Below are 16,861 nucleotides of genomic sequence, written 5' to 3'. Positions count from 1 at the left end.
ACGAAGGCTCGTCGCGGCGCGCGCGGCTCACATCGTCTCGAGCACCGGCCGGCGCGCGGTCATGTCGGCGGCGAGCGCCGTCCAGAGCGCGTGGCGTTCGGCCACGGCGGAGCCGGCGGCGGCGATCATCGCGGCGTTCGCGGCCGGATCGGCGCCGACGATCACCTCGATCATGGCGAGGGCGGCGGGGCCGTGTTCGTCGCCGTCGAGTTCGATGTGGCGTTCGAGATAGAAGGTGAGGGTGGGCACCGTCGCCTGGTCGATGCGCCAACGGGCGAGCAGCGCGCGGAACATCGAGGGGATGACGCTCTCGCGGCCCCAGAAGAAGCTGCCGAGCACCTCCGGCAGGGTGCCGTGGAGGGCGGTGGCGAGGGTCGAGCGCACGAAACGGGCGGGAGCCGCGTCGATCGCGGCCGCTTCCAGCGCCGCCTCGGGGGCGACGCCACCGGCGAGCGCGGCGACGAAGCCTTCTATCGGGCGGGTGTCGGCGCCGACCTCGCGCATCGCCTCGAGATAGAGCTCGTAATGGCTGAGGTGACGGCCGCCGGGGGCGAGATCGGTCTCCTCGCCGAGGACGATCTCGTTGACGAGGCGGGCGGCCTCCGGGTTCGGCGGCGGCGTCCACGGCAGGGTGACGGTGGTGAGGTCGCGTTGCAGGCGCTTCAGCAGCGTCATGAAGTCCCACACCGCGAAGACGTGCCAGGCCATGAAACGGCGCAGGTCGTCGAGGGTGACGACGGATGCGAAGACCGGGTGCTCGCCGAGCGCGGCATGGGCGCGCTCCAAGCCGGCGCGCTCCGAGGTGATGCGCTCCGAGGTGATGCGCGACGTCGGGGTCTCGTGGATCATTCTCGTTTCCTCTCCGCGACCGCCCGTTGCCGGCGGTTCTTCATATTCGTCATTTCTCATATATCTAGGGCCACCGCGGATCGGGCGCAACCGGCGGCGGCGAGGGGGGTCGTCGCCGCGATCCGACTGCGCTATTGCTGACCCGTCCCACTTCTCGGAGCCCGTCATGTCCCGTTTCCAGCCGTCGCATCGTTCCTCTGTCGCCCCGTTCATCGCCATGGAGGTTCTGGCGGCGGCGGTGGAGCGCGAGCGGGCGGGACATCGGGTGATCCACATGGAGGTCGGCCAGCCCGGCGCCAACGCGCCCTCGCGGGTGATCGCCGCCGCCAAGCGCGCCCTCGACGGCCGGCTCGGCTACACCGAGGCGCTCGGCATCCGCGAATTGCGCGAGGCGATCGCCGGCCATTACGCCGCGACCTACGGCATCGCCGTGGCGCCGGACCGGATCGCGGTGACGGCGGGGTCTTCGGGCGCCTTCAACCTCGCCTTCCTCGCCGCCTTCGAGCCGGGGGCGCGGGTCGCCATGCCGACGCCGGGCTATCCGGCCTATCGCAATCTCCTCGCCGCCCTCGGGCTCGAGGCGGTGGAGATCGAATGCGGGCCGGAGACGCGTTGGGCGCTGACGCCGGAGATGCTCGAGCGGGCGCATGCGGAAAAGCCGCTCGACGGCGTCCTGATCGCCTCGCCGGCCAATCCCACCGGCACGATGTACAGCCCCGAGGTGCTCGACGCGCTGGTCAAGGCGGCCGACGCCATGGGGCTCTGGTTCATCTCCGACGAGATCTATCACGGCCTCGTCCACAACGGCCGGCAGGCGACGGCGCTCGCCTCGTCGGACCGGGCGATCGTCGTCAATTCCTTCTCCAAATACTATTGCATGACCGGCTGGCGGATCGGCTGGATGGTGATGCCGGAGGTGCTGGCGAAGCCGATCGATCGGCTGGCGCAGAACCTGACGCTCTCCAACAACGAGATCTCGCAGCGCGCCGCGCTCGCCGCCTTCGATCCCGCCTCCACCGTCGAGCTCGACGTGGTCAAGGCGGGCTATACCGCCAACCGCGCCTTCCTGCTCGAGCATCTGCCGCGTCTCGGCTTCGACGATCTGCTGCCGGTCGACGGCGCCTTCTACGCCTATGCGTCGGTGGCGCGCTTCTCCAACGACAGCATCGACTTCGTGAAGCGGATGCTGGCCGAGGCCGGGGTGGCGGCGACGCCGGGGCCGGATTTCGACGCCGCGCGCGGCCACGGCTATGTGCGCTTCTCCTTCGCCGGGACGATGGCGGACATGGTCGAGGCGACGGATCGGCTGGGCCGGTGGCTGCCGAAGATCGGCTGAGCCGGCGCCCGCGTCAGGCGCGCGAGACGTCGTGAATTGCGCGCGTCAGGCGCGCGCGGGCTTCGTGCCGATCCAGGCGATCACGGCGCCGAGGACGAGGAGCGAGGCGCCGCAGGCGAAGAGCAGCGGATAGGATCCGGTGGCGGCGAAGACCTGACCGAAGGCGAGGGCGCCGAGCGCCTGGGCCGCCGCGTAACCCGTCGTGGCGAGCGCCCAGTTACGGGCGTGATGCTCGGCGCCGTCGATCTCGCGGGCACAGCCGGAGGCGAGCATGCCCGAGGTCGGGGTGATGCCGCCGACGACGATCGAGGAGACCGCCAGGGCGAGGAACCCGGTCGAGGCGAGCGGCAGGGCGATCACGCAGGCCTTCAGCAACAAGGCCCCGACCAGCGCGGCGCGAAAGCCGACGCGATCGGCGATGCGGCCGGCGACGAGCGGCCCGAGGGCGGCGCCGAGGCCGAACAGCGTCCATTGCAGACCGCCGGCGGGCAGGCCGCGCCCGAGGTCGCGGGCGATCCAGTCGACCCAATAGACGGTGTGGGGGATCGAGCCGGCGCCGTCGAGGCCGTAACCGAAGGCGAAGAGGGCGACGGCGAGCGAGGGGCGGCTCACCGTGGTGGTCGCGCTCGGGCGCGGCAGGTCCGGCCAGACCGGGGCGGCGAGGATCGTCAGCACCAGGGCGCCGAGGCCGAGCGCGCCCCAGGTGACGGCGATGCCGGAGCGCGCCAGCAGCGGCACCAGGGTGCCCGAGAGCGCGATGCCGAGCCCGACGCCGGTGAAGACGATTCCGGCGACGATGCCGCGTTTGGAGGCCGGCGCCTGGAGCGAGGCGGCGGCGGGAGCGACGACGATCAGCACGGCGCCGCCGAAGCCGGAGACGAATCGCGCCGCCGAGAGCCAGACGACGCCGAAGGGCACCATCGCCGCGAACAGCGACAGCGCCGTGGCGAGCATCGCGATCCGGAGCGACCGGGGGGCGCCGAATCGCGCGGCGATGCGGGCGGCGGCGATGGCGCCGAGGAGGTAACCGGCGAAATTGGCGGCGGCGAGCGTGCCGGCGCCGTGGGGGCCGATCCATCCCTCCTCGATCAGGCCGGGCACCAGCGCGGTATAGGCGAAGCGCCCGAAACCGAGGCCGACCAGAAGGGCGGCGAGGCCGGCGAAGGCCCGGGGGCTGAGGACGCGATCGGCTGCGGACATCGGTCTCGTCTCGGCTCTCGGGTGCGGGGGATGGGGCGCGGGAGGGCGCGGCGCGAGCCTCGCACGCGCCGCGCCGCTCCGCCAAGCGCGACGGCGCGAACAAGGCGTCGAGGCGTCGCAGGGCTGGGTTGCGCGAGGTCATGGACGCGACACGGCGGCGCGCGATGATCCTTCTCGCGTTCCGCGTGATCGTCGCCCCGACGAGGGAGGAGTCCATGTCGCAGCCGTCTCGCATCGTCATCGCCGCTCTCGCCGGCCTCGTTCTCGTCGCGGCGCCGGTGCCGGTTCGGGCCGGTGCGGTGTTCGACGGATTTCTGGAGGGCATGGACGACGGCTGCCGTCAGTCGCCGGCCTTTCAGGCGTTCGAACAATCGTTGGTGGCGCGCCACACGCCGCCGATCCGGCGCGGGACGAAGATCGCCGCCCCCGCCGATCTCGCCGCCGCGATCGGGCCGGCGGCGGCCGTCGACAAGGGCGAGTGGGTCGAGGTGAGCGTGCCGCTCGACGGGACCTGGCGCGGGGTCGCGGTGAAGCGGTTCGTGTTCTCGCTCGGCAAGGAGAACGGCATCCACGCCTGGGCGGTGGAATTCGCGGCGCCGGCCGAGGCCGTGACCGCGACCTTCGCGGAACGGGTGAAGCGGAGCAACGCGGCGATGGCGGTCGAATACGCGGAGATCGAGGCCTCGACCGGGCTCGATCTCGACGGGCGGGCGGCGCTCTATTGCGACCTCTCCAACTGACGCCGGAGAAACGCGAAAGGGGCCCGCGTCGTGCGCGAGCCCCTCTCCCCCGGCCGTCGGCAGCCGAAGGCGCCGACGGCAAACGTCCGCACTGCTTCCGTCTTCGGCCTCACGCGCCGACGACGAACTTCTCGGCGATCTTCTCCGCGTCGCCATGGCCGGTCGGCGCGCTCGCATAGGCGCCGCGATCTCCCTTGAAGAAGATGCCCGTGGTCATCTCGTTGGCGCCGAGGACCTTGGCGGTCGCCTCGGTGCGATCGGTCGTCGCGGTGACGGCGTTGCGCTCGATCGTCTTCTTCCACTCCATCTCTTCCGGGCGGAAGGTGATGCAGGGGGAGAGCACCTCGACGAAGGAGAAGCCGGGGTGGCGCACCGCCTCGGCGATGACGGCGGCCAGCGGCTTGACGTCGAGGGCGAAGCCGCGCGCGACGAAATTGGCGCCGGCGGCGAGCGCGATGGCGAGCGGCGAGAAGGGCTTCACGCCGGTGCCGCCGGGGGCGGCGTCGCTGTCCCAATCGGCTTCGGTCGTCGGCGAGGGCTGGCCCTTGGTCATGCCGTAGACGCGGTTGTCCATGACGATATAGGTGATGTCGACGTTGCGACGGCAGGCGTGCAGGAAGTGGTTGCCGCCGATCGAATAGCCGTCGCCGTCGCCGCCGACGGTGATCACCTCGAGGTCGGGACGGGCGAGCTTCAAGCCCGTCGCCACCGGCAGCGCCCGGCCGTGGACGCCGTGGAAGCCGTAGGCGGTGGTATAGGCCGGCAGCCGCGACGAGCAGCCGATGCCGGAGACCACCACCACCTCGTGCGGCGGACGGCCGAGTTCGGCGAGCGCGCGCTGGAGCGCCTGGAGCACGCCGAAGTCGCCGCAGCCGGAACACCAGATCGGCTCGACCGAGGACTTGAAGTCCTTGAGCGTCAAGGCCTGTTGCGGGCAGACGTGAGGAGCTTCGTGGATGGTCATTCGGCGGCCTCGCGGGTCTCGGCGGTGAGGTGGGCGACGATCTCGGCGGCGCGGAAGGGCGCCGGGCCGGGGCGGGCGAAGCTCTCGGCGCCGGGGCCGAGGGCGCGTTCGCCGAGGAGATGGCGGAAGAGCTGGCCGGAGGCGTTCTGCTCGACCACCACCACGCGAGCGGTGCCGGCGAGCGCCTCGGCGAGCCGGTTCTTCTGCAAGGGCGCGATCAGGCGCAGCGCGACCACGCGGGTCGGCGTGCCGGCCTCGGTCAGGCGGCGGGCGGCCTCGGCGGCCGGGCCGACGGTGGACCCGAAGGCGATCAGCGCCAGCGTCGCGTCGGCGGGGCCGTGGACCTCGCCCCAGGTGTCGCCCCAGTCGAAGGTCTCGAGCTTGCGCAGACGCTTCTTCATCTGTGCGATGTGATCGACGGCGGCGTTGGAGGGATGGCCGCTCTCCTTGTGGGAGAGACCGTCGGCGACCCACTGGGTGCCGGGATTGCCGGGGGCCGGCATCGGCGAGACGCCGCTCTCGGTCAGAGCATAGCGGCGGAAGTCGGGGCCGGTCACGGCCGGCTCGACCAGACGCTTCAGCGGCGCCGGGCGGGTCCGGGGGATGTCGATGATGGTCTGGGTCTGGCCGAGCGACTGGTCGGAGAGGAGCATCACCGGCGTCTGGAGCGCCTCGGCGACATGGACGGCGCGTTCGGTGGTGGCGGCGCAGTCGGCGATCGAGATCGGCGCCAGAACCACGCGCGGCGCATCGCCCGGGGTGCCGTGGAGGGCGATGTCGAGATCGCCCTGGTCGGACTTGGTCGGGATGCCGGTCGAGGGGCCGACGCGCATGACGTCGACGACCACCATCGGCAGTTCGGCGGCGATGGCGAGGCCGAGCGTCTCGACCTTGAGCGCGAGGCCGGGGCCGGAGGTGATGGTCATGGTCGGCACGCCGGCATAGGCCGCGCCGCAGCACATGTTGATGGCGGCGATCTCGTCCTCGGCCAGCACGACGCGGCCGCCGTGTTCCTGCATCTCGACCGCCAGCCACTCGGTGATCTCGGTGGCCGGGGTGATCGGATAGGCGGCGACGAATTCGATGCCGCCGCGCAGGGCCCCGAGGCCGACGGCGTCGTTGCCGGAACACATCCAGCGCGCCTTCTTCTCGCCGGGCGAGAGCGCCATCGAGACGCCGAGAGCGGCGAGCGCCTCGGCGCCGACCTTCGCGGCGGCGAGGCTCGCGGCCACCGCCTTCTCGCCCTTGGCCCCGATCTGGGCACGGATCGCCGCCTCGATCGCGGTCTCGTCGAGACCGGCGAGGCGGGCGGCGACGCCGAAGCCGACCATGTTGATGCGGCCACCTTCGACCGAGCCGGCGAGCGCGCCGAAGGCCACCTCGAGGATGCGCGCGCCGGTGGCGGCGATCACCGCCGGAACCGGGCCGGCCTTGGGGTCGGAGAGAACGACGCTGTCGCCGTCGAGCGGGATCTCGGGGGCGAAGCGCTGAATGTTCTCCCAATCGAGGGCGATCAGGGCGTCGAAACGGTCGGGCTGGGCCTCGATCGGACCGTCGATGCCGGAGCGGCCGATCTCGATCAGCGCGGCCGCCTCGCCGCCGCGCACCTGGGCGCCGGAGAGCTTCGTCATCAGGCCGTAGTGGCCGTCACGCGCGGCGGCGGCGAGCAGGGTGCTGCCGGCGGTGATGGCGCCGGTTCCGCCACTGCCGGCGATGACGATGGAAACCGACTTTCTCGTCGTCGACATCGAGACGTTCCTCTCCGGCCTTCATCGGCCGTGTTCGTCGAATCTGCTGAAATCCTGTGCGTCGGGGGCGACGCGATGCGTCTTTCGCACGAGACCGAGGGTCGAATCTTTGACATGGAGCAAGTGCGGGCCATGATATTACATATTTTGCATGCAACTTCGACCCTTCCGACCGGCTCGGGGTGGCGAAGGGTTCACGATTCGGTGTCGAGGGGGGGCGGATTCAGATTCGGTCAACCACCCCGACCGATCGCCGTCGGCGCGGGGTGGTGTTTAACGACTTCTCGAGCCGATCGAGTCAAATTTCAGGTTCGTTCGTTTCGATCTCGGTATCGTGGTCGGATCGGGTCGGCGGCTTCGCGTCGTCGACGGCCGCGACCGGATGACCGTCAGGGGAGGATCCCAATCGTGAGTCAATCTTCGTCGCTTCGCCGCGCTTCGCTCGTGATCGCCCTCGCAGCCGTCGGCTTGGCGCTCGGGGCCTGCTCGAGCGGGTCGGTCTATCAGTCCGACTACGTCTCGCCGATCGCGGCGACGCCGGCGCCGCAGCCGAGCGTCCCGTCGGCGGGGGGCGCGGCGCCGGCGCGGCGGATGCCGCTGCTGCCGCCGGTGCCGGGTGACGAATCGTCCAACGGTCTACCCCCGGTCAGCACGGCGTCGCTGCTGTCGCCCCATTACAATTGAGCGTCGGACCGTCACGCTTTTGCCGCCGTTTCTCGACCGTGATAGTCACCGCCCCGGCGGGAAACAGACGAGGACCGGCGTGACCCTTTCGACCTCCCTGATCGAGACGAGCCTGCGACGGGTCGGCGCCGCCCTCCGGCGGCTCGGCCACGGCGCCCGGCTGACGGCGCGGCGGCGGCCGGTGCACGAGCGCCGGCTCGGCCCGGCGCTGGAGCGGCCGAGCTTCGTCCTGGCGTGCGGGCTCGTCGTGGCGCTCGCGGCGATCCCGCTGTTCGATCCCCTGATGCGGTTCCGCCCGGTGGTGGCCGACGGGTCGATCGCCGACCGGATCCTGACCTTCGGCACCTCGTTCGGCGAGGGGGTCGAACTGCTGGTCGGCTCGGGCGTCCTTCTTCTTCTTCTCGCGGCGATCGACCCGGCGGAGCTGACGCGGGCCGTGCGGGTGCGTCTCCATGGCGTGGCGACGGCCTTCGGCTTCGTCTTCGCGTCGGTCGCCGGCAGCGGTCTCTTCGCCTCGTCGATCAAGAACCTCTACGGGCGGGCGCGGCCGGAACATCTCGTCGGCGACGGCGTCTTCCAGCTCCACGGCGCCGCCTTCTCGGCGCAATGGGCGGCGTTCCCTTCTGGACACGCCACCACGGCCGGGGCGAGCGCGGCCGTGCTCGCGCTGTTGTTCCCGCGTTGGCGCGGGGTGGCGTGGGCGGCCGGGGCGGCGATCGCGGTGACGCGGATCGGCCTCGGCGCTCATTTCCCCTCCGACGTCGCGGCGGGTTTCGCGCTCGGCGCGGCCGTCACCTTCTTCCTGGCGCATCGGCTGGCGGCGCGCGGCCTCGTCTTCGCCCAGGGCGCCGACGGACGTCTCGTCGTGCGGCGGGCGGCGGGGCCGGCGGGATGGTTCGACCTCCTCGCCGATCTCCTCGCCGCGCGGCGCGGGCACACCGCCTGAGCGGTTCCTCGATCGGCGAGCCGATCGAGGTGGCTTCTCGGCTCAACTTCGCCGGCCGAGCCGATCGAGGTAGTTTCTCTCGGCTCAGCCTCGTGCGGCGAGCCGATCGAGGCCGGCGGCGAGATCGGCGATCAGGTCCTCGGTCGCCTCGAGGCCGATCTGCAGGCGCACGACCGGGCCTTCGGCGACCCAGGGCACGGCGGTGCGGATCGCCGAGGGGAAGGCGGGGATCGCCAGACTCTCGTAGCCGCCCCAGGAATAGCCGAGGCCGAACAGCGCGAGCCCGTCGAGGAAGGCGGCGACGGCCTCCTCCGAACAGGGCTTCAGCACGATCGAGAACAGGCCCGAGGCGCCCTCGAAGTCGCGCTTCCAGATCGCGTGATCGGGATGCGACGGCAGTGCCGGGTGGAGCACGCGCGACACTTCCGGCCGGGTCTCCAGCCAACGGGCGATCGTGAGCGCGCTCTCCTGATGATGCGCGAGGCGAACCGCCATGGTGCGGGCGCCGCGCAGCGCCAGATACATGTCGTCGGGGCCGGTGAACATGCCGAGATCGCCGTGGGTGCTCTTGATCTTCGCCCAGGCGCGCGGGCCGGCGGCGATGGTGCCGATCAGGGCGTCGGAATGGCCGACCACGTATTTGGTCGCCGCCATGATCGAGACGTCGACCCCGTGGTCGAGCGGCCGATAGAAGAGCGGCGTCGCCCAGGTGTTGTCGATGAGGACGATCGGACGCGCTGCGCCGAGCCCGTCGAGGGCGCGGGTGATCGCGGCGACGTCGGGCATCTCGAAGGTGAGCGAGGCCGGGCTCTCGAGGAAGACGGCGCGGGTGTTCGGGCGGACGAGATCGACGACGCCTGCGCCGACGTGCGGATCGAAATAGGTCGTCTCGATGCCGAATCGCTTCAGGATGCCGTCGCAGGCGGCGCGGGTCGGGCCGTAGACGCCGTCGATCATCAGCACGTGGTCGCCGGTCTTCAGAACCGCCATCAGCGCGACGACGCAGGCGGAGGCCCCCGACGGGGTCAGAACCGTGCCCTCGGCGCCCTCCAGTTCGGTGATCAGCGCCTCGAGGGTCTCGGAGGTCGGCGTGCCGCGGCGGCCGTAGGTGTAACGGGCCGGGGTCGCCGACTTGCCCTTCATCTGCGCGACGCTCTCGAAGAGCACGGTCGAGGCGTGGACCACCGGCGGATTGACGAAGGGGCTGCCCTCGACGCGACCGCCGTGGGCGAGGCGGGTCATCGGCGAGGTCGCGGGGGAGGCGTTCCTTGAGTCGGTCATGTGGCGGTCCAATTTTCTCGAGCGGGGCGGCGAATGCCCATTTTTTGCGTCGCGATAGGGATTTCCACGGAAGGTTCCGCTTGACCCACCGTCGGCTTCGGTCTGTGATGGCTCTCGTGATCGATCGCGGTGTTGCACTCTAGTTCAAGACGGAGGCGACCGCGAGACGGGGAGGGGCGGGTTCGACATGGTTCGAACAGGTTCGCGTCTCGGCGATCGCGCAAGCTCTCTCGATAGGCTCTGCGGGACGTTACCCGCGCGCCGTCAACAAAAGGCAGGACCATGACGAAGACGATGATCGTGGCGACCTTCGGTGTCGCTCTGGCGGCCTCCGTGGCCGGCGCCTCCGCGGGAACTCTCGACGACGTGAAGGCCAAGGGCTTCATCCAGTGCGGCGTCAGCCAGGGCTTGGCGGGCTTCTCCCAGCCCGACAGCGCGGGCAACTGGGCCGGCCTCGACGTCGACTTCTGCCGTTCGATCGCGGCCGCGATCTTCAACGACACTTCCAAGGTCAAGTTCACCCCGCTCTCCGCCAAGGAGCGCTTCACGGCGCTGCAGTCCGGCGAGATCGACGTGCTCTCGCGCAACACCACCTGGACCATGTCGCGCGACACCAAGCAGGGCAAGTTCGCCGGCGTGATGTACTACGACGGCCAGGGCTTCATGGTGCGCAAGTCGCTCGGCATCACCTCGGCCAAGCAGCTCGGTGGCGCCTCGGTCTGCACCAACACCGGCACCACCACCGAGCTCAACCTCGCCGACTGGTTCCGCACCCAGAAGCTCGACTACAAGGTCGTGTCCTTCGAGAAGTCGGAAGAGGTCGTGAAGGCCTATGACGCCGGCCGCTGCGACGTGCTGACCACCGACGCCTCCGGCCTCTATGCCGAGCGCCTCAAGCTGACCAAGCCGGACGAGCACATCGTTCTGCCGGAGATCATCTCCAAGGAGCCGCTCGGCCCGATGGTGCGCCAGGGCGACGACGCCTGGTTCAACGTCGTGAAGTGGACCTATTTCGCGCTGCTCTCGGCCGAAGAGGCGGGTGTCACCAAGGCGAACGTCGACGAGATGAAGGCCAAGTCCGAGAATCCGGACATCAAGCGTCTGCTCGGCAAGGACGGTTCCTTCGGCACGGACATCGGCCTGACCAACGATTGGGCCTACCAGATCGTCAAGCTGATGGGCAACTACGGCGAGCTGTTCGAGAAGAACGTCGGCGAGACCAGCCCGCTCAAGATCTCGCGCGGCATCAACGCGCTGTGGTCGAAGGGCGGCCTCCAGTACGCGCCGCCGATCCGCTGATCGCGACGACCTTCCCGGATCCGGCCGGTCTTTCGGCCGGGTCCACGGAACCGACGTGTCTCGGAGTGGGGGCTCCGGGACGTGGGTGGGTGAGGGCTCGTAACAACGACGACGGCGCGGATCGGCGCCGGCGGCGCAAGGGGGACCGATGGCTGAAGATCACCGAAGCGCGGACGAAGCACCGCGCGTGCCCTGGTACAACGACCCGATCTGGCGCGGGTATGTGTTTCAGGGGCTGACCCTGATCGTCGTCGCGGGGATCGCCTGGACGATCGTCCACAATACCGCGGTCAATCTCGAGAAGCGGCACATCGCGCAAGGGTTCGGCTTCCTTTCCACGACCGCCGGCTTCGATCTGGCGCAGGAATCGATCTCCTTCCCCAAGGATGCCAGCTACGGCCGGGCTCTCCTGGTCGGTCTGGTCAACACCGTCATCGTCGCGGTCGCGGGCATCGTGTTCGCCACCATCGTCGGCTTCCTGGTCGGCGTCGGGAGGCTCTCGCACAATTTCGTCATCTCCCGGCTCTGCACCGGCTATGTCGAGCTCTTGCGCAACATCCCGCTGCTGCTGCAGATCTTCTTCTGGTACTTCGCCGTCCTCGGCGTCCTGCCGAGCCCGCGCGACAGCATCCAGCCCGTGCCCGGATGGGTCTTCCTCAACAATCGCGGCCTCTACCTGCCCGAGTTCCGGTTCGGCGGTTTCGCCGGCGACGGGATCTTCTATGGGCTGATCTTCGGTCTGGTGGTCTCCTGGTTCGTGCGGCGGTGGGCGTCGAAGCGGCAGATGGAGACGGGGCAACCGTTTCCGGCCGGTTGGACCTCGGTCGCGCTGATCGTCGGCCTGCCACTGGTTCTGTTCGCCGCCTCCGGGTTCGATCTGACGCTGGTGGCGCCGAAGAAGTCGGTGTTCAACCTCTCCGGCGGCATCCAGATCATCCCCGAACTGATGGCGCTGGTGCTGGCGATCTCGCTCTATACGGCGAGCTTCATCGCCGAGGTGGTGCGTGCCGGCATTCTCGCGGTCAGTCACGGCCAGACCGAGGCGGCGCGCTCGCTCGGGCTCAGCCACGGGCAGACGCTGCGACTGGTCGTGATCCCGCAGGCGATGCGGGTGATCATTCCGCCGCTGACCAACCAGTATCTCAACCTCACCAAGAACTCGTCGCTGGCGGTGGCGATCGCCTATCCCGACCTCGTCTCGGTCGGCGGCATCGTGCTCAACCAGTCGGGTCAGGCGATCGAGGTGATCGCGATCTGGATGGCGATCTATCTCGGCACCTCGGTGGCCACCGCGATGATCATGAACGCCTACAACCGCCGCATGGCGATCGTCGAGAGGTGAGATCATGACCGACGCGACGCAGCACTCCGGCGCCTATGTGCGCGAGACCCTGGCGGAGGCCCGCGAGGCGCCCGGCCGGTTCTTCGGTCCGATCGCCTGGATGCGGCAGCATCTGTTCGGCTCGGTGATCGACACGCTGCTCACCTTCCTCGGCGTCGCGATCATCGCGTGGCTGGCCTGGCAGGTGATCGACTTCGCCTTCCTGAGGGCGGTGTGGACCGGCGAGAACGGCGAGGTCTGCCGCAAGGAAGGGGCCGGCGCCTGCTGGCCCTATGTCGAGGCCTATTGGAAGCAGTTCGTCTACGGACGCTATCCGATCGAGGAGCGGTGGCGGCCGACGCTGGTGTTCGCGCTCTTCGCCGCGACGCTTGTGCCGCTGGCGATCCCGTCGGTGCCCTACAAGCGGCTCAACGTCTTCCTGTTCCTGGTGGCGTTCCCGGTCGTCTCTTTCTTCCTTCTGACCGGCGGCGTGTTCGGTCTGGTCGAGGTGGAGACGACGGTGTGGGGCGGCCTTCTGGTCACTCTGATCGTGGCGCTGACCGGCATCGTCTGCTCGCTGCCCTTCGGCATCCTGCTGGCGCTCGGGCGCCGGTCCAAGCTGCCGATCATCCGCATCCTCTGTATCGTCTTCATCGAGTTCTGGCGCGGCGTGCCGCTGATCACCGTGCTGTTCATGGCCTCCAACATGCTGCCGCTGTTCATGCCGGCAGGCATGGAGGTGGACAAGCTCCTGCGCGCCCTGATCGGCGTGGCGCTCTTCACCGGCGCCTATCTCGCCGAGACGATCCGCGGCGGTCTTCAGGCGATCCCCAAGGGGCAGTACGAGGGCGCGATGGCGCTCGGGCTCGGCTATTGGCAGATGATGGGCCTCATCGTGATGCCGCAGGCCCTCAAGATGGTGATCCCGGGCATCGTCAATTCCTTCATCTCGCTCTTCAAGGACACCACGCTGGTCCTGATCGTGTCGCTGTTCGACCTCCTGGGCATGATCCAGGCCTCGCTCGCCGATCCGATCTGGATTTCGCCGGTGACCGGCAAGACCGGGTATTTCGTGGCCGCCGTGACCTTCTGGGTCTTCTGTTTCGGCATGAGCCGCTATTCGCAGTGGATGGAGCGTCGGCTCGCCACCGGACACAAGCGCTGAATTCGAGGGACATCCGGATGATCAAGACCGACGACACCATCGTCGCCCAGGCGAACGGCGCGCTCTCGACCGATCTCGCCGTCGAAATGCGCGGCGTCAACAAGTGGTACGGCGACTTCCACGTCCTCAAGGAGATCGATCTCCAGGTGAGGAAGGGCGAGAAGATCGTCATCTGCGGCCCGTCGGGCTCGGGCAAGTCGACCATGATCCGCTGCATCAACCGGCTCGAGGAGCATCAGGCCGGCAGGATCATCGTCGACGGGATCGAACTCACCGAGGACCTCAAGCGCATCGACGAGATCCGCCGCGACGTCGGCATGGTGTTCCAGCACTTCAACCTCTTCCCGCATCTCACCATTCTCGAGAACTGCACCCTGGCGTTGATCTGGGTGAAGAAGATGCCGAAGAAGGAGGCCGAGGAGGTGGCGATGCACTACCTCACGCGAGTGCGCATCCCCGAGCAGGCGAAGAAATATCCCGGCCAGCTCTCCGGCGGTCAGCAACAGCGCGTGGCGATCGCCCGCTCGCTCTGCATGAGCCCGAAGATCATGCTGTTCGACGAGCCGACCTCGGCGCTCGATCCGGAGATGGTCAAGGAGGTGCTCGACACGATGGTCGGCCTCGCCAACGAGGGCATGACCATGTTGTGCGTCACCCACGAGATGGGCTTCGCCCGGCAGGTGGCCGACCGCGTCATCTTCATGGACGCCGGTCAGATCATCGAGGCCAACGAGCCCAACGCCTTCTTCGCCGACCCCAGGCACGAGCGCACCAAGCTCTTCCTCAGCCAGATCCTGCACTGAGCGAGCGGGCGCCGAAACCTCGGCGGCACGCTCTCGGCGCGAGAGGATGGACCAGAACGGCCGGGCCTGGAGCCCGGCCGTTCGCGTTCGGGGGCGAGCCGGACGCGGCGCGGAGGGCGCACCCGCAACACTCGGTCGACCGCTCGGTCCTCGAGGGCGTTCGTCGCCGACATGGCATTGAAACCGCGTCCGATTTCGGCATGATCGCGGCCGTGGCCCGGATCGGTCGGGTGGGCGGGGGATGTCGCGCCATGTGGTATTTGCGAGCGCTCGCCGGCCTCCTGCTCGTCGCGACGCCGAGCGGTGGGACGGCGGCCGGGGTGGCGCCGGACGAGGCGGAGGCGCGCGTCGAGGTGCTGCTCGGGGCGATGACGTTACCTGAGAAGATCGCGCAGTTGACCGTCGTGTCCGACTATCCCGGTTTCGATTTCGCTCGCGTCGAGACGGGCGAGGCCGGCAACGTCATGAACTTCGGCTATTCCGACCGCGACATGCGCCTGCTCGCGGCGGCTTGGCCGAAGTCGGGTCAGAAGATCCCGATGCTGAACGGCATCGACATGGAATACGGCTATCGCACGCTGCTGCCGGTTCCGATCGCCCAGGCGGCGACGTTCGACATCGCCGCCAATCGCGAGGCGGCGCGGCTGATGTCGCGGGAGGCGGTGCTCGACGGCGTCGACTGGACGATGGGGCCGATGGTCGACGTCTCGCGCGACCAGCGTTGGGGGCGGACCGTCGAGGGGGCGGGGGAGGACGTGCTGCTGGCGAGCTGCCTCGCCGGCGCGCGCACGCAAGGGGCGCGGGCGGGCGGCCAGGCGGTGATCCTGAAACATTTCGTCGGCCACGGGTTCGCGGAAGGCGCGCGCGAATACGGCCCGGTCGAACTCGGCGAACCCTTCCTGCGGGACGTCGCGCTTCCGCCCTTCCGCACCGCGATCGCGGTCGGGGCGGACATGGTGATGGCCGCCTTCAACGCGGTGAACGGCGTCCCCATGGCCGCCAATCGGCGTCTCCTCCAGGAAATGCTGCGCGGCGAAGCGGGCTTCGGCGGGGCGATCGTCTCGGATTGGGAATCGATCAAACAGCTGCGTTTCCATCGCCTCGCCGAGGATCCGGTCGAGGTGGTGGCGCTGGCGCTCCGCGCCGGGGTCGATCTCGACATGTCGTCCGATCAATATCGCCTGCATCTCGCGGAGGCGCTCCGGCGCGGACTCGTTCGCGGCGACGAGATCGACGCGGCGGTCCGGCGGGTGCTGCGCACCAAGGTGAGGCTCGAACGGGAACGCGCGGTGGCCGATCCGAACGGCGCGTCGCCGGCCGTCGTCGCGGCCGATCTGCGCCGTCTGTCGGTCGAGATCGCCCGTCGCGCCGACGTGCTGCTCGAGAATGCCGGGAACGCGGTGCCCTTGAAGGGCATTCGCCGGCTGGCGATCGTCGGCGGTCTCGCCGACGACGCGGCGGCGCATCTCGGGCCGACGCCGGGACACGCCGCCGAGGCGGAGGTGACGACCTTCGCCCGGGCGCTCTCCGAGCGCGCCGCACGGTCGGGCGTCGCGGCCGACGTGGTCGAGGGCTGCCCGAAATCCTGCGCCGAGGTCTCGCCCGACGATCCGCGCATCGCCGAGGCGGCGCGCCGGGCGGCGGCGGCCGACGCGATCGTCGTCGTCGTCGGGGAGGACGAGCGGCGGATCGGCGAGGCGACGAGCCGCGCCGACCTGCGCCCACCGGCCGGCCAGATCGCGCTGGTGCGCGCGCTCGTCGCCACCGGGCGGCCGGTGGTGGTGCTTCTCCAGGGGGGCCGCGCCCAGATCGTCGAGGAGATCCGCGACGGGCTCGGCGCACTGATGATGGTGTGGTTTCCCGGGACGAACGGAGCGGTCGCCACCGCCGAGATCCTCTTCGGCGACGTCGCGCCCTCCGGCCGACTGCCCTTCACATGGCCGCGCGCGACCGGGCAATCCCCGCTCTCCTACGACCTGCCGCCGACCTCGCGGCCGGCTGCGGCGCAAGATCGCTGGACCAACCGCTACCTCGATCTGCCGCCGGAGCCGCGCTACCCCTTCGGCCACGGCCTGACGACGAGCCCGGTCGACTACGCCGACCCGGTCCTCGATCGGCCGCGGGCGAGCGTCGCCGATACCGTGACCGTCCGCGTCGCCGTGACCAATCGGGGGACGCGGGGCGTGCGCGAGGTGGTCCAGCTCTACGCCCGCGATCTCCTCGCCTCGCGGGCGCGGCCGGACCGCCGTCTCGTCGCCTTCGAGCCTGTCGAGATCGAGCCGGGGCGGACGCGTGAGGTGGCGCTCGAGGTGCGTGTCGCCGATCTCGGCTTCCACGTCGAGAACGGGCATTGGATCGTCGAGCCGGGCGTCTTCCGCTTCTTCGCCGGCCCGGACGCCCGCGCCATGCGCGCCGTCGACCTGACGGTCACCGACGGCCTCGACGTCGCGCCGCGCGACGAGCCGATCCTCTGTCTCGATCGCCTGACGCGGTGAGACGTGGGGGAGATCTCGAAGTGGAGAAGA

General features: G+C 69.7%; 14 protein-coding genes. 9 read left to right on the top strand and 5 right to left on the bottom strand.

All coding sequences use genetic code 11. The features are described from left to right. Positions 1-27: 27 nt before the first annotated feature. Entirely contained in the window at positions 28-849 is an 822-nt protein-coding gene (locus J3S89_RS10730) for a DUF3050 domain-containing protein (RefSeq protein WP_217927531.1), read from the bottom strand. Between the two features lie 166 nt (positions 850-1,015). Here J3S89_RS10730 and J3S89_RS10725 point away from each other — a divergent pair, with 166 nt between their 5' ends. Beyond that, on the top strand, positions 1,016-2,185 hold the full coding sequence (locus tag J3S89_RS10725; RefSeq protein WP_217927530.1) for a pyridoxal phosphate-dependent aminotransferase: 1,170 nt from the start codon (positions 1,016-1,018) through the stop codon (positions 2,183-2,185). A 45-nt stretch (positions 2,186-2,230) separates the two neighbouring features. On the opposite strand, the gene J3S89_RS10720 is transcribed toward J3S89_RS10725, so the two are convergent. Continuing rightward, on the bottom strand, positions 2,231-3,385 hold the full coding sequence (locus J3S89_RS10720) for a YbfB/YjiJ family MFS transporter (RefSeq protein ID WP_217927529.1): 1,155 nt from the start codon (positions 3,383-3,385) through the stop codon (positions 2,231-2,233). 215 nt (positions 3,386-3,600) lie between these two features. Here J3S89_RS10720 and J3S89_RS10715 point away from each other — a divergent pair, with 215 nt between their 5' ends. Beyond that, positions 3,601-4,125, top strand: a complete 525-nt coding sequence (locus J3S89_RS10715; RefSeq protein ID WP_217927528.1) for a hypothetical protein — start codon at positions 3,601-3,603, stop codon at positions 4,123-4,125. Positions 4,126-4,234: 109 nt separating this feature from the next. Here J3S89_RS10715 and J3S89_RS10710 read toward each other — a convergent pair whose 3' ends face one another. After that, positions 4,235-5,089 carry a 2-oxoacid:ferredoxin oxidoreductase subunit beta gene (locus J3S89_RS10710; RefSeq protein WP_217927527.1) on the bottom strand — a complete coding sequence of 285 codons (855 nt, stop codon included), beginning with the start codon at positions 5,087-5,089 and terminating at the stop codon, positions 4,235-4,237. Then, entirely contained in the window at positions 5,086-6,837 is a 1,752-nt protein-coding gene (locus tag J3S89_RS10705) for a 2-oxoacid:acceptor oxidoreductase subunit alpha (RefSeq protein WP_217927526.1), read from the bottom strand. Before J3S89_RS10705 ends, J3S89_RS10710 begins: the two co-directional genes overlap by 4 nt. Before the next feature lie 408 nt (positions 6,838-7,245). Here J3S89_RS10705 and J3S89_RS10700 point away from each other — a divergent pair, with 408 nt between their 5' ends. Together J3S89_RS10700 and J3S89_RS10695 are read left to right on the top strand one after the other, a co-directional pair. Further along, complete coding sequence (locus J3S89_RS10700) at positions 7,246-7,521, top strand: hypothetical protein (RefSeq protein WP_217927525.1); 276 nt, start codon at positions 7,246-7,248, stop codon at positions 7,519-7,521. 79 nt (positions 7,522-7,600) lie between these two features. Then, positions 7,601-8,467: a phosphatase PAP2 family protein gene (locus J3S89_RS10695; RefSeq protein ID WP_217927524.1), complete on the top strand. Its 867-nt coding sequence runs from the start codon at positions 7,601-7,603 to the stop codon at positions 8,465-8,467. Positions 8,468-8,551: 84 nt separating this feature from the next. Here J3S89_RS10695 and metC read toward each other — a convergent pair whose 3' ends face one another. Next, positions 8,552-9,748, bottom strand: coding sequence for a cystathionine beta-lyase (gene metC, locus J3S89_RS10690; RefSeq protein ID WP_217927523.1), 1,197 nt, complete (start codon positions 9,746-9,748; stop codon positions 8,552-8,554). 282 nt (positions 9,749-10,030) lie between these two features. Between metC and J3S89_RS10685 the strand changes: the two genes are divergently transcribed. The 5 genes from J3S89_RS10685 to J3S89_RS10665 all read left to right on the top strand — a co-directional run bounded on the left by J3S89_RS10685 (position 10,031) and on the right by J3S89_RS10665 (position 16,831). Then, positions 10,031-11,047, top strand: a complete 1,017-nt coding sequence (locus J3S89_RS10685) for an amino acid ABC transporter substrate-binding protein (RefSeq protein WP_217927522.1) — start codon at positions 10,031-10,033, stop codon at positions 11,045-11,047. Positions 11,048-11,195: 148 nt separating this feature from the next. After that, the gene (locus J3S89_RS10680; RefSeq protein ID WP_217927521.1) at positions 11,196-12,389 is read left to right on the top strand and encodes an amino acid ABC transporter permease; all 1,194 of its coding nucleotides are present in this window, start codon (positions 11,196-11,198) and stop codon (positions 12,387-12,389) included. 4 nt (positions 12,390-12,393) lie between these two features. Continuing rightward, on the top strand, positions 12,394-13,533 hold the full coding sequence (locus J3S89_RS10675; protein ID WP_217927520.1) for an amino acid ABC transporter permease: 1,140 nt from the start codon (positions 12,394-12,396) through the stop codon (positions 13,531-13,533). Between the two features lie 17 nt (positions 13,534-13,550). After that, complete coding sequence (locus tag J3S89_RS10670) at positions 13,551-14,336, top strand: amino acid ABC transporter ATP-binding protein (RefSeq protein WP_217927519.1); 786 nt, start codon at positions 13,551-13,553, stop codon at positions 14,334-14,336. 251 nt (positions 14,337-14,587) lie between these two features. After that, entirely contained in the window at positions 14,588-16,831 is a 2,244-nt protein-coding gene (locus J3S89_RS10665; RefSeq protein ID WP_217927518.1) for a glycoside hydrolase family 3 N-terminal domain-containing protein, read from the top strand. Positions 16,832-16,861 lie beyond the last annotated feature (30 nt).

Source organism: Pinisolibacter aquiterrae (assembly GCF_019160155.1).
Classification (GTDB): Bacteria; Pseudomonadota; Alphaproteobacteria; order Rhizobiales; family Ancalomicrobiaceae; genus Pinisolibacter; species Pinisolibacter aquiterrae.
The sequence above is the reverse complement of the archived record's forward strand: the minus strand, read 5'-3'. Positions and strand labels throughout refer to the sequence as shown.

Coding starts and splice junctions, on each gene's coding strand:
- J3S89_RS10730 (WP_217927531.1), bottom strand. CDS start 849: ATGATCCACGAGACCCCGACGTCGCGCATCACCTCGGAGCGCATCACC.
- J3S89_RS10720 (WP_217927529.1), bottom strand. CDS start 3,385: ATGTCCGCAGCCGATCGCGTCCTCAGCCCCCGGGCCTTCGCCGGCCTC.
- J3S89_RS10710 (WP_217927527.1), bottom strand. CDS start 5,089: ATGACCATCCACGAAGCTCCTCACGTCTGCCCGCAACAGGCCTTGACG.
- J3S89_RS10725 (WP_217927530.1), top strand. CDS start 1,016: ATGTCCCGTTTCCAGCCGTCGCATCGTTCCTCTGTCGCCCCGTTCATC.
- J3S89_RS10705 (WP_217927526.1), bottom strand. CDS start 6,837: ATGTCGACGACGAGAAAGTCGGTTTCCATCGTCATCGCCGGCAGTGGC.
- J3S89_RS10685 (WP_217927522.1), top strand. CDS start 10,031: ATGACGAAGACGATGATCGTGGCGACCTTCGGTGTCGCTCTGGCGGCC.
- metC (WP_217927523.1), bottom strand. CDS start 9,748: ATGACCGACTCAAGGAACGCCTCCCCCGCGACCTCGCCGATGACCCGC.
- J3S89_RS10665 (WP_217927518.1), top strand. CDS start 14,588: ATGTGGTATTTGCGAGCGCTCGCCGGCCTCCTGCTCGTCGCGACGCCG.
- J3S89_RS10675 (WP_217927520.1), top strand. CDS start 12,394: ATGACCGACGCGACGCAGCACTCCGGCGCCTATGTGCGCGAGACCCTG.
- J3S89_RS10670 (WP_217927519.1), top strand. CDS start 13,551: ATGATCAAGACCGACGACACCATCGTCGCCCAGGCGAACGGCGCGCTC.
- J3S89_RS10715 (WP_217927528.1), top strand. CDS start 3,601: ATGTCGCAGCCGTCTCGCATCGTCATCGCCGCTCTCGCCGGCCTCGTT.
- J3S89_RS10680 (WP_217927521.1), top strand. CDS start 11,196: ATGGCTGAAGATCACCGAAGCGCGGACGAAGCACCGCGCGTGCCCTGG.